This is a genomic window from Mariniphaga anaerophila, assembly GCF_900129025.1.
GTDB classification, from domain to species: Bacteria; Bacteroidota; Bacteroidia; order Bacteroidales; family Prolixibacteraceae; genus Mariniphaga; species Mariniphaga anaerophila.
The window spans coordinates 324,640-339,103 of sequence record NZ_FQUM01000004.1; the positions used below are offsets into that span (position 1 = coordinate 324,640).

General features: G+C 44.0%; 13 protein-coding genes. 2 read left to right on the forward strand and 11 right to left on the reverse strand.

What is annotated here, in order from left to right:
* Positions 1–4 precede the first annotated feature (4 nt).
* Genes mraY through BUB08_RS09945 form a run of 6 tightly spaced genes read right to left on the reverse strand, consistent with a single transcriptional unit; the run spans position 5 to position 6,572 of the window.
* Entirely contained in the window at positions 5–1,255 is a 1,251-nt protein-coding gene (gene mraY / locus BUB08_RS09920) for a phospho-N-acetylmuramoyl-pentapeptide-transferase (protein WP_073001279.1), read from the reverse strand.
* 14 nt (positions 1,256–1,269) lie between these two features.
* Complete coding sequence (locus BUB08_RS09925; protein WP_073001281.1) at positions 1,270–2,727, reverse strand: UDP-N-acetylmuramoyl-L-alanyl-D-glutamate--2,6-diaminopimelate ligase; 1,458 nt, start codon at positions 2,725–2,727, stop codon at positions 1,270–1,272.
* A 2-nt stretch (positions 2,728–2,729) separates the two neighbouring features.
* On the reverse strand, positions 2,730–4,856 hold the full coding sequence (locus tag BUB08_RS09930; RefSeq protein ID WP_073001282.1) for a penicillin-binding protein: 2,127 nt from the start codon (positions 4,854–4,856) through the stop codon (positions 2,730–2,732).
* A 6-nt stretch (positions 4,857–4,862) separates the two neighbouring features.
* Positions 4,863–5,210, reverse strand: a complete 348-nt coding sequence (locus BUB08_RS09935; protein WP_073001284.1) for an FtsL-like putative cell division protein — start codon at positions 5,208–5,210, stop codon at positions 4,863–4,865.
* A gap of 1 nt (position 5,211) precedes the next feature.
* A complete protein-coding gene (rsmH, locus tag BUB08_RS09940; protein ID WP_073001285.1) occupies positions 5,212–6,114 on the reverse strand; it encodes a 16S rRNA (cytosine(1402)-N(4))-methyltransferase RsmH in 903 nt (300 codons plus the stop codon).
* Positions 6,114–6,572: a division/cell wall cluster transcriptional repressor MraZ gene (locus BUB08_RS09945; protein WP_073001287.1), complete on the reverse strand. Its 459-nt coding sequence runs from the start codon at positions 6,570–6,572 to the stop codon at positions 6,114–6,116. The genes rsmH and BUB08_RS09945 overlap by 1 nt, the downstream gene beginning before the upstream one ends.
* Positions 6,573–6,917: 345 nt before the next feature.
* On the opposite strand from BUB08_RS09945, the gene BUB08_RS09950 reads away from it, so the two are divergent.
* The gene (locus tag BUB08_RS09950; RefSeq protein WP_245820190.1) at positions 6,918–7,790 is read left to right on the forward strand and encodes a lyso-glycine lipid O-acyltransferase GlsA; all 873 of its coding nucleotides are present in this window, start codon (positions 6,918–6,920) and stop codon (positions 7,788–7,790) included.
* Between the two features lie 67 nt (positions 7,791–7,857).
* Complete coding sequence (locus BUB08_RS09955) at positions 7,858–8,808, forward strand: glycine N(alpha)-acyltransferase GlsB (protein ID WP_073001289.1); 951 nt, start codon at positions 7,858–7,860, stop codon at positions 8,806–8,808.
* Positions 8,809–8,821: 13 nt separating this feature from the next.
* On the opposite strand, the gene BUB08_RS09960 is transcribed toward BUB08_RS09955, so the two are convergent.
* From BUB08_RS09960 to BUB08_RS09980, 5 genes are all read right to left on the reverse strand, one after another.
* Positions 8,822–9,985, reverse strand: coding sequence for a sigma-54-dependent transcriptional regulator (locus BUB08_RS09960; protein ID WP_073001290.1), 1,164 nt, complete (start codon positions 9,983–9,985; stop codon positions 8,822–8,824).
* A gap of 105 nt (positions 9,986–10,090) precedes the next feature.
* On the reverse strand, positions 10,091–11,287 hold the full coding sequence (locus BUB08_RS09965) for a YeeE/YedE thiosulfate transporter family protein (protein WP_073001292.1): 1,197 nt from the start codon (positions 11,285–11,287) through the stop codon (positions 10,091–10,093).
* Positions 11,288–11,294: 7 nt separating this feature from the next.
* A complete protein-coding gene (locus BUB08_RS09970; RefSeq protein WP_073001293.1) occupies positions 11,295–11,831 on the reverse strand; it encodes a YeeE/YedE thiosulfate transporter family protein in 537 nt (178 codons plus the stop codon).
* Between the two features lie 39 nt (positions 11,832–11,870).
* The gene (locus BUB08_RS09975; RefSeq protein WP_073001295.1) at positions 11,871–12,509 is read right to left on the reverse strand and encodes a cytochrome b/b6 domain-containing protein; all 639 of its coding nucleotides are present in this window, start codon (positions 12,507–12,509) and stop codon (positions 11,871–11,873) included.
* A gap of 11 nt (positions 12,510–12,520) precedes the next feature.
* Positions 12,521–14,128, reverse strand: coding sequence for a tetrathionate reductase family octaheme c-type cytochrome (locus tag BUB08_RS09980; protein WP_073001297.1), 1,608 nt, complete (start codon positions 14,126–14,128; stop codon positions 12,521–12,523).
* Positions 14,129–14,464 lie beyond the last annotated feature (336 nt).

Here is a 14,464-nt window from a genome sequence, read left to right on the forward strand (position 1 = left end):
TTTACTATCTCATTTTCAATGTTACAATGGTCAACACAGCCAGAATGATTCCCACAATCCAAAAGCGGGCAACAATTTTAGCTTCGTGAATTCCTTTCTTTTGAAAATGGTGATGAATGGGGCTCATTAAGAAAACCCTGCGTCCTTCGCCATATTTGCGTTTGGTATATTTAAACCAGGTCACCTGAATGATTACCGACAAATTTTCGATAAGGAAAATACCGCACAATAGAGGAATCAAAATTTCTTTGCGGATTATCACAGAAAAAACCGCCAGTATTCCTCCCAGAGCCAGGCTTCCGGTGTCGCCCATAAAAACCTGTGCCGGGTACGAATTGTACCACAAAAAGCCAACGGTTGCACCAATAAAGGCAGCAACGAAAACAGTCAGCTCGCCCACGTGCGGAATGTACATGATGTTAAGGTAATCGGCATAAATAACGTTACCGCTCACATACGCCAACACGCCCAGCGTTGCGCCGCTTATTGCGGACGTTCCCGTGGCCAGGCCGTCCAGCCCGTCGGTGAGGTTTGAAGCATTGGAAACCGCGGTTATAATTAAAATAATAGCCAACGCATATACCACCCATCTCAACCAAGATGCTGCATCTCCGGCAAAAGCCACCAGCCAGGCATAATCAAATTCGTTTTGCTTGACAAACGGGATGGTTGTTTTGGTCGATTTCACATCGTGAGTTACATACTCCAGTTTCTGCTGGCCTGTTTGCGGATCCACTACTATTTCGCGCAAATCGCTTCCTGATGCACCTTTCACGTGTTCCTTAACCATTACATCATCGCTCATAAAAAGGGTTGCTGCCACAAAAATACCGAGACACACCTGACCCAAAATTTTGAATTTTCCGGCCAGCCCTTTTTTGTTTTTCAGGAAAACTTTGATGTAATCGTCAACAAAACCAATCAGCCCCAGAAAGGCGGTGGTTATCAACATCAGCAAAATATAAATATTGTCGAGGCGGGCAAAAAGCAATGTGGGCACAATTATGGCAAAAAGAATAATCAGACCTCCCATTGTTGGAGTTCCTTTCTTCTGAATTTGTCCTTCCAGCCCAAGGTCGCGAACTTCCTCCCCAATCTGTTTGCGCTGAAGAATGCGAATCATCTTCTTCCCGAAAGCAGTGGTTATAAAAAGCGACAAAATGATGGCCGCACCCGACCTGAACGAAATGTATTGAAACATTCCGATTCCGGGAATATTGGTTTCTGCCAGCCATTCATACAAAAAATAAAGCATATCTTTTCCTTTCTTTAATCTTCAATGCCAAAACATTTTTTCACCTCTTCCACATCATCAAAATGATGCTTAACCCCGTTCACGTCCTGGTAGTTTTCGTGGCCTTTTCCGGCAATCAGAATAATATCGCCCGGACGAGACAACAAAACAGCAGTTTTAATAGCCTCGTGCCTGTTTACAATGGAAACCACTTTATTTTTCCATTGCGGTTCAACGCCGGCTTCCATATCTTTTACTATTTGCGCAGGGTCTTCAGTTCTGGGGTTATCTGAGGTAAGAACAACTTTATCGCTTCCGAGAATTGCTTCCTGCGCCATTTCCGGCCGTTTGGTTTTATCGCGGTCGCCGCCGGCACCAACCACAGTAATTACCTGCTCATTCCCTGTGCGAATCCCGTCAATGGCTTTCAAAACATTCTTCAGCGCGTCGGGCGTGTGGGCATAATCCACAATAGCCATTTTCCCGTCTTCGCTGCGAATGGTCTGAAATCTTCCTTTTACCGGTTCGAGGTTACTTATGCGGGTTAACACCTCGCCTGAATCCTGCCCCAAATTAACCGCAGCAGCATAAACTGCCAGCAGGTTAGATGCATTAAAATTCCCCACAAAACGTGTCCACACTTCTTTCCCTTCAATACTTAAAAGCATTCCGTTAAAATGCGTTTCGAGTACTTTGCAGCGGAAGTCGGCCATTGCCCGGTTCGAATAGGTGATTTTCCGTGCTTTTGAATTCTGAACCATTATCAACCCGTTTTTATCATCGATGTTGGTCAGTGCAAAAGCACTTTCCGAAAGCGCATTAAAAAACAGTTGTTTGGCTTTAATATATTCTGCAAACGTTTTATGATAATCGAGGTGGTCGTGCGTAATATTGGTGAAAATTCCGCCGGCAAACTCAATCCCGGCAATTCGGTGCTGATGTGCAGCATGCGAGCTCACTTCCATAAAACAGAACTCGCAACCTGCGTCTGCCATTTTTGCCATCAGTTGCTGAATTTTAAGAGCATCGGGCGTTGTTTGGGACGCTGTTTCTTCTATTTCGTTTATTCGATATGAAATAGTAGAAATTAACCCCACATTGTACCCCAGCTCGCGAAACAACCGAAACAACAGCGTTGCAATGCTGGTCTTTCCGTTTGTACCGGTTACACCCACCACTTTCATTTTGCGGGACGGGAAACCGTAAAAAGCAGAGGCAATCTGTCCAACTGCTTTCATCCCATTTTCAACCTTTACCAATGCAACACCAGACGGTTCGGGAACCGGGTATTCTTCGCAAACAACGGCAACCGCACCGCTTTTTATTGCGGCCGGAATGAAGCGATGCCCATCGGCATGAAGCCCTCTCTGTGCAATAAAAACAGCACCCGGCGCTACTTTCCGCGAATCAAATTCCACCGAAGTAATTTTCTGTGAAGGCTCTCCCTTCACTTCCAGGCAATCAATATTTTTTAGCAATAATTCCAAATTCATTTTCAATCCAATGTTAAATAAACATAAGCTCCCCTCTGAAAGCCGGAACCGGGAGAAATCGATTGTTTTGTAACTTTTCCGGCTCCTTTTATTTTTACTTTTAGCCCTGCGTTTTCTAGTACAAAAACCGCATCGCTGGCGCCCATTCCCCGCACATCAGGAACCCTTCCTTCGCGAAACTCCACTTCATCGAGAACCAGTCCGTTATCCACCGTCCGGGCGGTTGCAAGCATAGTACCCGGCTGCCCCGAAATATCCGAGATGTTCAACTCTTCGGCAATGCGAACAATATTTTCCGATTTTCCCTTTTCTATGGCCGGAAACACCGGCATTTCATCAGACTCGGGCATCTCTTCTTCTGTTTCTTCAAACATGTTTCTCACGGCAAAAACCCGTTCGGCAATCTCTTTAAAAACCGGTCCGGCTACCGAACCACCATAATAAGAACCAACCCGGGGATTGTTTACCGTAACAATGAGTGAATACTCCGGATTATCGGAAGGGAAATAACCGGCAAACGATGCGAGGTACATTCCTTTCTGATAGCCCGACTGGCCCGTTGAAACCTGTGCCGTGCCGGTTTTTCCGGCAATTTTAAACCACGGGTTACGCAACGATCTTCCGGTGCCGTATTCACAAACGCCCTCCAACAATTTCTGTCCTTTACCAACGGTTTCGCGGGTTGTAATCATTGGGTTCAACACCTCGGTATTAAACTGTTTCACCAAAACACCATTATCTCGTATTTCCCTTACCAGGCGGGGTTTTACCATCCGGCCATCGTTGGCAACAGCATTGTAAAAAGTCAATATCTGAAGCGGGGTCATTTTCGACTCGTAGCCGTACGACATCCAGGCAAGTGTTGTTCCCCACCAATCGGAATCTCCGGGGTATTTAAAAAATGGTTTCCCCTCGCCTTTTATTTCTACGCCCAACGGTTTATTCAGCCCAAAACCATAAATACGATCAACAAAATTTCGCGGGTTGTTTTCGTAAACCTCGGTAATTATTTTGGCCACGCCCACGTTCGACGATTTCTCAAAAATCTGCTTAACCGTCATTTTTCCGTGGCCGCCATGCCGGTAATCGCTGTCATAAATTGTGCGGTCTTTGTATTTCCAAACACCGCTCCCTGTATCGTACACATCACTGGTGTCGACTAAACCGTCCTCCATTGCAGCCATCAGAGAAATCAATTTAAACGTTGAGCCCGGCTCGTAACAACCGGCGTGCCCCAGCGCATAATTGTAGTTTTCCTGATAAGTGCCATTTTCTTTCCCGAGATTTGCAATGGCTTTAATTTCGCCGGTTTCAACCTCCATCAAAATGGCAGTTCCCCAATCGGCGCTGTGTTTTTCGAGACTGCGCAGCAACGCGCTTTCTGTAATATCCTGTAGTTTTACATTTAATGTGGTGATGATATCCATACCATCCTGCGGCTCAATTTCGATGCGGGTCACCCATCTTCCCGAAAGATTTTCCCGATAACTTATCCCCTCTTTTCCTTTCAGATATTGTTCGTAAGCCCCTTCCAATCCGGTATAACCAATATTTCCATGAACACCACCGTAAGCTCCTTTATTGAGGTCGCCAATGGTACGTAATCCCAAAGAGCCAAGTGGTGTGACGCGCTGATTCTCCTGTTCGATAATCATTCCGCCGCCAAAGCGCCCCCGACGAAGAATCGGAAACTTCTTAATCTGCTGAAGTTCCTGGTAATCCACTTTACGCTGAGTTAGCATAAATCCACGGTTACCATTTTTATAAGCGGAATTCAGTCTTCTGTTGTATTCAGCACGGGAAGCATCTTTAAAAAAATTGGAGAGGTAATAAGCCAGCGAGTCGCTCTCTTTTGCATAAACCCGCTTTACCCCTTCTGCAGCCAAATCGATACGCACATAATAACCCGGAACCGAAGTAGCAAGCACACTGCCGTCGTCTGCACAAATATTTCCCCGGTTGGGTTCGATATGCACAGTATTATCTTTCAGATTTTTGGCAATCTGCTCCCACCTGTCATTTTTTATCTGCTGAACGGAAATCATTTTAAAAATGACCACCACTCCGAATATCAACAGAAAAAAATAGATGACAGCAATTCGTGATACTATGGATTTCCGGATTTCCACCTCTATTTACTTTTTTTGCACTATAATTTTCATTGGCGGACGAACAGGTTCTTCGAGACCAAGTCCGGCTGCCTCAACTTTTTCAACCACTTCCGACGGCCTGCTGGCATCCATCAGGCGGGCAGAAAGCGTAATCGATTCTGAGCGTAATTCATCAAGCGTATCCTGCACAACCTCAATCTGCCGAATGGTACGTTCCGACCAGTTGCGGTTTGTAATGAGTGCCAATGCGAAAAGCGACAGCAATCCCAAAAACGGCAGTTGTTTTGTAAACCGCTCGTCGGTTAGGATGGTGCCCCCCAAAAATGACTTCATACCAGGTTTCCGTTTGCTATTTTTTGTTTTCTCTGTCATTTTAAATCTTTTCTGCAATCCGTAATTTAGCGCTTCGCGAGCGTGTGTTTTTCTCCAACTCTTCGGGCTGAGGAACAATTACTTTCCGGTTCACCAACTTAAACGGACTTTCTACGTTCCCGTAAAAATCTTTCTGCACTTTTCCTTCAAAGTTGCCGGCTTTCATAAAATTTTTACAAATCCGATCTTCCAAACTGTGGTAGGTAATAATCACCAGCCTGCCACCCGGCTTCAACACATCCAAAGAAGCTTCCATAAACTCCTTTAAAGCGTCCATTTCGTCATTCACCTCAATACGAAGAGCCTGAAAAACCTGCGCCAGGTATTTGTTTTCAAGGGCCCGGGGTGCGCACTTTGAAGCAACCTCTTTTAGCTGCCCGGTTGTTTTCAATGGCTGCCGGTTTCTGGCAGCAATAATTTCGCCAACCAAACGACGTGCATTCTTTATTTCCCCGTACATTCTAAAAATAAAAATCAACTGCTCTTCGCTGTAACTATTCAGCACCTGAGCAGCATCCACCGGGGCTTTGCGATTCATCCGCATATCCAGTTTTTCGTCGAAACGAAACGAGAACCCGCGGTCAGGCACGTCAAAATCATGCGATGACACACCCAAATCAGCGAACACTGCATCTACCTGCTCTACTCCGTAGTAGAACAAAAAATTCTTGAGATACCTAAAATTATGCCGGATAAAAAAAAGCCGGTCATCGTGTATCACATTGCCGGCAGCATCTTCATCCTGGTCGAAGGCAAAAAGCCTTCCCTTGGTCAGTTCGTCCAGGATAAGCCGGGAATGGCCACCTCCCCCAAAGGTGGCATCTACCACCTGCGCCCCCGGAAACAGGCTTAACCCCTGAATGCATTCCGTAGGCATCACCGGTATGTGATACGCATCTGTCATTATTCCGCTGATTTTTGTCTTCTTTTCTCTTTGAATCGCTGAACGAAAGTCGATTTCGCCATTCGCTGGCCTTCGTAAACGTCCACATCCCAAACACGAATAGAAAGCCCCATCCCGATTAGGCGGGCATTTTTTGTCAGTTTCCCGTACCCGAGGTAGTCGGCAGGAATGTTAATACGACCATTGGCGGCCATTCCTACTTTTATGAAATTCTCATAAAAAAACTGGAGAAAATCATCGTCTTCCTCATCAAACGGGTCGAGAGTACTTTTGAATTCTGTCACCCGGTCGTTCCAATATTTTTCGGGATAAATATCCAGACAATCCTTAAACAAATTCCGCTCAATAACAAGAGGTTCCAGAGCCAGCTCACCCATCTCCTTTTTGAAGGCGGCAGGGAGCACTATGCGCCCTTTGTCGTCGATGGTTGCACTATATGTCCCTGTGAATTCAGTCATTTCACCTCTTTTGTTTTAATTATAGTGTAAAAGTAAGAATTTATTCCATATCATGCCACACTATTCCACTTTGTGCCACCGCCACACACTGCTACACTGTTGAAAAAATTGTTATTAAACTGTTGAAAAAACAATCGTAACTCACAAGAAAGACAAAACAACAATCACGTTTTCAGTGTTTTGTTTTCAACAACCACGCATTTTAACAATAGTTAATAACTATAAAAACAAGGCAAAAAACAGTTAAAAAGAAATACTTAAAGTTATGTTTTGATTGAAATAAAAAATATTTTTAAACGAAATACTTCAAATACTTTTTAATCGGTTTATTTTGTATTCGAATTAATGATTAAAAAAGAGATGATAGAGGAAGAAGGAAAAATAGTTCCGTTTAAGCCTATCAACATCAGAGAGGTTTTTGCATCGAAGAGTCCTACTCTGGCCCGCTTTACGCCAGGTTTCATATACCGGTATATTAACAAAATTGTACATATCGATTTTGTTAACGATTTACTAAAAAGGAACGGGCATCTGAGGGGAATTGCATTTGTTGACGAAGTAGTAAAAGAGTTCCGCGTAAAGCTTTTTCTGCATGGCGCAGAACACATCCCTGAATCGGGAAAATTTATTTTTGCCAGCAACCATCCACTTGGCGGGTTTGATGGGTTATTGCTGCTAAAAACGGTTAATGCAAAACTTGGAGATGCCAAATTTCTAACAAATGACATCCTCTTAAATATCAAGCAGCTTAACGACTTTTTTATACCAATAAACAAGCATGGCAGCCACAGCAGAAAAGCGGCAAAAATTCTGGAGGATGCTTACGACTCTGATGCACAAATATTAATTTTTCCGTCGGGGCTGGCCTCTCGTAAAATAAAAGGAAAAATTGTGGATTTGGAGTGGAAAAAACATTTTATTTCCAAGTCGATACAACACAAACGCGACGTAGTTCCCGTTTTTATTAGCGGACGAAACACCAATCGTTTTTACAGACTGGCCAACATCCGTAAGTTTCTGCATATTAAATGGAATCTTGAAATGTTTTTCCTGCCCGACGAAACCATGCGGCATCACGACACCGATGTCCACATCTATTTCGGTAAACCCATCCCCTGGTCTACATTTAACAAATCCAAGACATTACAGCAGTGGGCAGAATGGGTTAAAGAGAAAGTTTATAAATTACCTGATTGTGTAGCAGATACAAATTTATAGAGTGTTCAGAATCAACCTACATCAATTTTGTTACTTTTGCACTCCGTTTCATTATAAATAATAACTGATGAAAGAAATTGTTGCACCACTTCCGAAGGAACAGATCATTGCAGAGCTGACGCCCAATAAGATGTTGCGCAAAACCAACAAAGGAGGAAACGAAATTTACGTGATTACACACCTCGATTCTCCTGCTGTTATGCACGAAATAGGGCGCTTGCGTGAAATTACTTTCAGAGATGCTGGTGGAGGTACCGGGAAGGATACAGACATTGACAATTATGATGTTGCCGAGTATCCATACAGACAACTGATTGTTTGGGATCCCGACTCCCAGGAAATTTTGGGAGGATACAGATACATGCTTTGTCCGGAAGCACCCGTTGATGAAAACGGCGAAGTACAAATGGCCACATCGAGGCTATTTAATCTTTCCGATAAATTCATAAAAGAATACCTGCCGCACACATTGGAGCTGGGACGTTCGTTTGTACAGCCGGCTTACCAGTCGAGCAAAGCAGGTGCAAAAGCGCTTTTTGCGCTGGATAACCTCTGGGACGGGCTGGGCGCTTTGACAGTAGATCATCCGGAAATTCAGTACTTTTTCGGAAAAGTAACCATGTATCAGCATTTTCACAGCAAAGCACGAAATCTGATTCAGTACTTTTTCAAGAAATACTTCCGCGACAAGGAAGACCTGGTTTACCCTAAAAAACAGGTGGAATTTGGGTACGATGAAGCAAAGATGAAAGAAATTTTTACCGGTAGTAATTACAAAGACGATTACAAAATTCTGGTTCAGGCAGTACGGCAATTCGGAGAAAATGTTCCTCCGTTAATTAATGCCTATATGAACCTGTCTCCGTCGATGAAGACATTTGGCACGGCCAAGAACGAAAAATTTGGCGGTGTATTGGAAACCGGAATCATCGTTACAATAAAAGATATTTACCAGGTAAAATACGACCGCCACATCGAAACCTACATTCAGAACAAAGAGTGGGAAGATCCCGAATAATAGTTTTCGGGATTTATTTCAGGGGCGCTGCAAATTTCTGAACGTCTTCGCCGGTTATTTGCTTATCGCATAAAATTATCAGTCGTTCGATTACATTTCGGAATTCACGAATGTTGCCGGTCCAGTTAATTTTTTGCAGTTCGGCAATGGCGTCGTCGGTAATTGCTTTTTCAGGCATTCCGTAATCGTTACAAATATGGCTGATAAAATAGTTGGCCAACAAAGGGATGTCGTCCAGGCGATCGTTCAACGGCGGAACATGAATCAGAATTACACTCAGGCGGTGGTATAAATCTTCGCGAAACCGATTGTTTTCGATTTCTACTGCAATATTTTTGTTGGTGGCAGCAACTACCCGCACGTCCACTTTTATGTGCTTGTCGCCGCCCACGCGGGAAATAACGCTCTCTTGCAGTGCGCGCAAAACTTTGGCCTGCGCCGGAAGGCTCATATCCCCAATTTCATCCAAGAACAGTGTTCCGCCATTGGCCTGCTCAAATTTACCTTTGCGCTGTTTTACGGCAGAGGTAAACGAGCCTTTTTCGTGGCCGAACAACTCGCTCTCAATCAACTCCGACGGAATAGCAGCGCAATTAACTTCCACAAACGGCCCAGCCGAACGGTTACTCTGATCGTGAATGCGGCGGGCAACCAGCTCCTTGCCCGTTCCGTTTGAACCGGTAATCAGTACACGTGCATCGGTTGGCGCCACACGATCTGCCATTTCAATCACTCTTTTGATGGCCGGTGATTCACCGATGATTTCAAATTTTTTGCTGACTTTCTTCTTCAGAATCTTGGTTTCATTTACCAATGTTGATTTATCCATTGCGTTACGAATTGTAATCAGCAGCCGGTTCAAATCCAGCGGCTTTTCAATAAAATCGTAAGCACCTTTTTTTATTGATTCTACAGCCGTATCGATATTACCGTGCCCGGAGATCATTACAACCGGAGAATCAGGGGCAACCACATGCAACTGTTCCAACACTTCAATGCCATCCATTCCCGGCATTTTTATGTCACACAAAATAATATCGTACTCTGTTTGTTTCACCATTTCAAGGCCTTTTTTCCCATCTTCGGCCAAATCAACTTCGTATTTTTCGTACTCCAGAATATCTTTTAACGTATTGCGAATACTGCGTTCGTCGTCGATAACAAGAATTTTTGACATACTTTTCGTTTAAATAAGAAACAAAAATACCGAAAAGAAAAAAGCTGTCCAACCGAATATCGGATCAGACAGCTTTCTTCGTTTTTATTAACAAGCTGGCGAATATCAACAACCGCCTTTTATTTTCACTGCTTCGCGTTTTACCGGTGCACCAATATTTTTCAACGCATCAACCAGGTCATTCATCTGGCGTGCCGTGTTTGTTCTGAAATGGTAAACCTGCAATTCGCCTTTTGGCGCTTCAGCCGAAGGCGCCTGGGCCTCGTAAAACATTTCGCGAAACTCGAGGGCACTTTCTTTCATAATCATATTCTCTGATTTCCCGATGTACTTCGCCTTCAGACAGGCCATACGAACCAGCGTATCGCCATCGGCATAAAAAATATTGGTTTTTAAACGCTGTTTAAACAACGGCTCATATTGCCGCTCCATCATTTTTTCAAAAGGAATATTAATGGCCATGGGCAAATGAAATGCCTCAAACTCCTCGGGAGTCCGCACATCGATAACATTCAGCGCATAATATTTATTTACAATTTCGTCGGCCAGTTTATCCGCAGGAATTTCCTTAAACACACAGGTTTGCTGGCGTTTTGCCTCGGCAATTTTCATATTTATGATATCCTGCTTGCCCGGCAAAAAAGCCGTTACCGCCAACACCACAAACAGCGAAGCTGCAGCCAGTGCATACCGGTTCCTTTTTCGCCGCTCTATTGTTGGCTTACGTTTATTCACTTTATTTTCGATAAGCCGGGTGGCAACAAATGCCCCGATTGCCATAAGGGAAAGCAAAAATCCGAATGCTACATTAGACATCCCTAAAAAGTCTGAAATACGAACAGGCCCCATCGCATCGGCATAATAAATGCTTTCCAACAAAGGGAAAGACTCAATAAACGCCCAAACACCAAGGATGGCGCCAAACACAAAAGCCAGTGCATCGAGCTTGCCAATAGCCAGTGCGCACACCCCTGTTCCCGGACAAAATCCGCCAATAATAAACCCTGCTCCCATGATAACTCCGCCCAGAAGCGCTGATTTCAAAAAGGTAGGATTCACGTAGATAACGCTCAAATCGAGCAATCCGTAATGCCCCAACAGAAGAGTCCCGGCCATTGCTGTAACTCCTGCCGTAAAAAATACGCGCAATACGGTAAAATCGTATCCGTAAAAAAGCCCTACCAACTTTTTGGTTGAAGAAAACCCGGCCTGTTCGAGAACAAAACCAAAGCCAATTCCCAAAAAGAATGCAATGACCAAACTAAATTCTTCGCTTATGATAAAAGGTACTAAAGGTCCCATAGTTCTTCTATTTTAACCAGAGTTTTCTAAAAAAATAAGCCAACATGTAAGCGCCACCAAAAATGGCAAGCATGGTCAGAATTCCTCCCAACGAAAGAACTGCCATTCCGCTAAGCGCCGATCCACTGGTACAGCCCCGCCCCAACTGCGAGCCGTATCCGAAAAGCGCTCCACCCACAATTGCCCCGGCAATGCGAACGCCATTGGAAACCCGCGGCCCCTTTTCCAGTTTCAGGCCTGTACGGTTAGCCAGCACTCCTGAAAAGAAAGCGCCAACCAGCACTCCCAGCACTTCAAAAACCAGAAAATTCTTCCACGGCCCCTGTGGGTTTGTTTCGTTAAAATTGGTGTAATACGCTGAGTTTTCAGCATGAGCAGGCGCCACTGTTTCAACAGAAGCAATAACTACACTTTTGAAAGCGCCACTGGCACCGAGCCCCCGCCCGGTAATATATATTGTTGCCAACAGAACCAGGCCAAGCAGAAAACCTGCCAGATAAGGATTCATATAAGCTTTGGGCTTTGTTGATTCACTCGTTTTCATTTCGATTTATTTTAATTTCTGCAATTAAATTCTACAAACTCAGCTCACCTCCTGCTGTTCCGATTCTTCAGCATCGTCTTCCAAATCCTCGTATCCGGTAATCATCGCCTGAATATTCGATGTCGGCGTGTGCCCGGTAGTTGTCATGTACACGTGCACCACTAAAAACACCATCAGCAAAAACGCGCCCAACGTGTGCCAAAACGCAACAGTCTCGAGCGAAAAATCACTAACCATAACAATATCGTTTCTGTCGATGGTTTTATGGAACATATAAATTATTCCTGAAATTACAGTAACCGGAACCAACACCAGCTTGAAACCAAGATATACTAACCGCTGCAGCGGGTTCAATTTTTTTACCTCCGTTTTTTTTGTGGGATGTTTTTCTCCTTTAAACATTCCAATACTGTAGAACCGAATTTGTGCAAGCAGCTTTTTTGTTGTGGGAATATATTGCCGCCACTCTCCTGTTACCACATGCCAGAAAATAGCGAAAATAATGAGGCTAATCAACATCCAGGAGGCAACCCGATGAAAGCGGGCAGCGTGCTCAAACCCCAAAACATGAAAAGTTCCGTGGACTTCAAATCCGGTGAAAGCCAGAAATATTATCAACGATGCCTGCGTCCAGTGCCAGAATCGTTCAAACCCTTTATAAACATATACACGTTTCATATTCACCTATTTTATTCAGGTTTATTATTCTCGTAATCAATCACATTCGCATCGTACTCTTTCCTTCGCAAAGATATAATCACGCGGAAAGCAGCATGAATAAAAACAGCAATCAGCGCTCCGAAGAACAAGAAAGAGCCAAAAAAATCGAGCGGTTTATTGTAATCGCGGCCGGGCAGATAAAATCCGGCAAGTGATGCCAACCTTCCTTCGTCGCTTCGGGTGTGGCACTCGGCGCAACTCACTGCTTTTTCTTTTGGAGCCACCATATGATTCACCGGCCAGTACATTTCCGTTTTCACAAACCCGTACTCGCCACTGTACGGTAACCCAACCCTTTCCATTCCGGCAGCAACAGCAGTTTCCCAGTCGAAATCTTTCCAGTAAGCGCTGTCTCCTTTGCTTTCGGCAAACAGTTTTGGCTGAATGAGTGTATTATATTTCTTGTCGTAAATCTGGTCGCCCCGGTGAATTTTAACAGGAATGATTTTCGAGTCGCGATCGTTATGAGAACCAAACAGCGTATTCATCTGCACCGGCACTGACTTTATGGTGTCTCCCAACAAATAGTGGTCAGCCGTTCCGTTAAACCACATGTAGTCGGGCTTTACGTTTTTAGCCCAGGTAAACGTTCCTTTTATAGACATGTACTCTTGCGTACTATCGCTGGAAAATTCTTCATAAGGCTCGCCGTCCCTGAGTTTTCCGGCATCGGACCAGTACCACGACATTTTGGTCGGGTTTACTTTTGCATACTCCGGAATATGACAAGCCTGGCAGGAAACTTTTGCATTGTGCCGGTTCAGAATATCATCGAAGTGCGGAGTTGCAGTGTGGCACTGCTCGCATGTGGCACGGTTTGTATTTGTGGAAGAAACCGAATAAAGCCTTCCTTTTAACTGATGGTTTTCGCCGGTATGACAAGCAACACACGACATGTCCATTCCGTTAGCTGCCATGTGCACGTCAACATCGCGGTCGCAGGCAAGCAAAGCAACTTCCAAATCGCCGTGCTTTACATTGTTGCCGCCGCCACTGTAAAAATGGCAACTGCCGCAGTTAATCTTTTCCGGAGTGCCAACACTCTGTGCAACCAACGTCAGATTCACAGTACGATCCGGATAACCGGCAGATGCAGACCCTTTCAGGTACAAATCACTGTTATCGTGACAAACCATGCAATCCACGTTACGTGCGTTGTTAAAGTCATAATGGTCGTTGGTCATTCCATACCCAATGTGACATTTTGCACAGGACAGCTCATTGGACTGTGCCCCCAAACAAAAATTGTTCAGCACATTTTTTTTGCCGGCTGCTGCCACTCCCCGTCCTTCCACATACGAAACACGCTCCCAGTTCCAGTGAGCCGAGTTCATTACCTCTTTGTGGCGTTCGGTGTGACAACTTATGCAAGTTTCTGTTACTTCCTGCGGTGTGGAAAACTCGCGTTGCAACTCGGGCAACAAACTATGATTAATGGAAGACACAGGTTTTATCGCATATTCCTGCTTCAGTTCTTCCAATTTTAGATTGTAATACTCTTCTTCTGTATTAAGAATATTTATTAATACCAAAACTGCAATGGAAAGAAGAATAATTACGGTAATGGTTTTCTTCATCCTGAATATTTTAAACGTTTGGTTAGAAACAATTTTATTTATCTGATATCCGAAGGCAAAATTATCTAAATATGTATATATACAAATAACAAGTAATGGCAGTTCCTTTCAAAATCCCAAAACACACCGCAAAATTACCTGACAAACAATATTTTACACCGACATGTTATACGACATTTTAAACTAATATATAATCATTCTAAAGAAAAGATACTTTGTGAAATAAGATAGGGAATCCAGCAAAAACAACAAAGAACAAAAGACAGTTATATGCGAATATCAAAAAAAAAATTTCAATCAGAATGAAAATATTAATGAGCCGAGAGATGCTAAAAA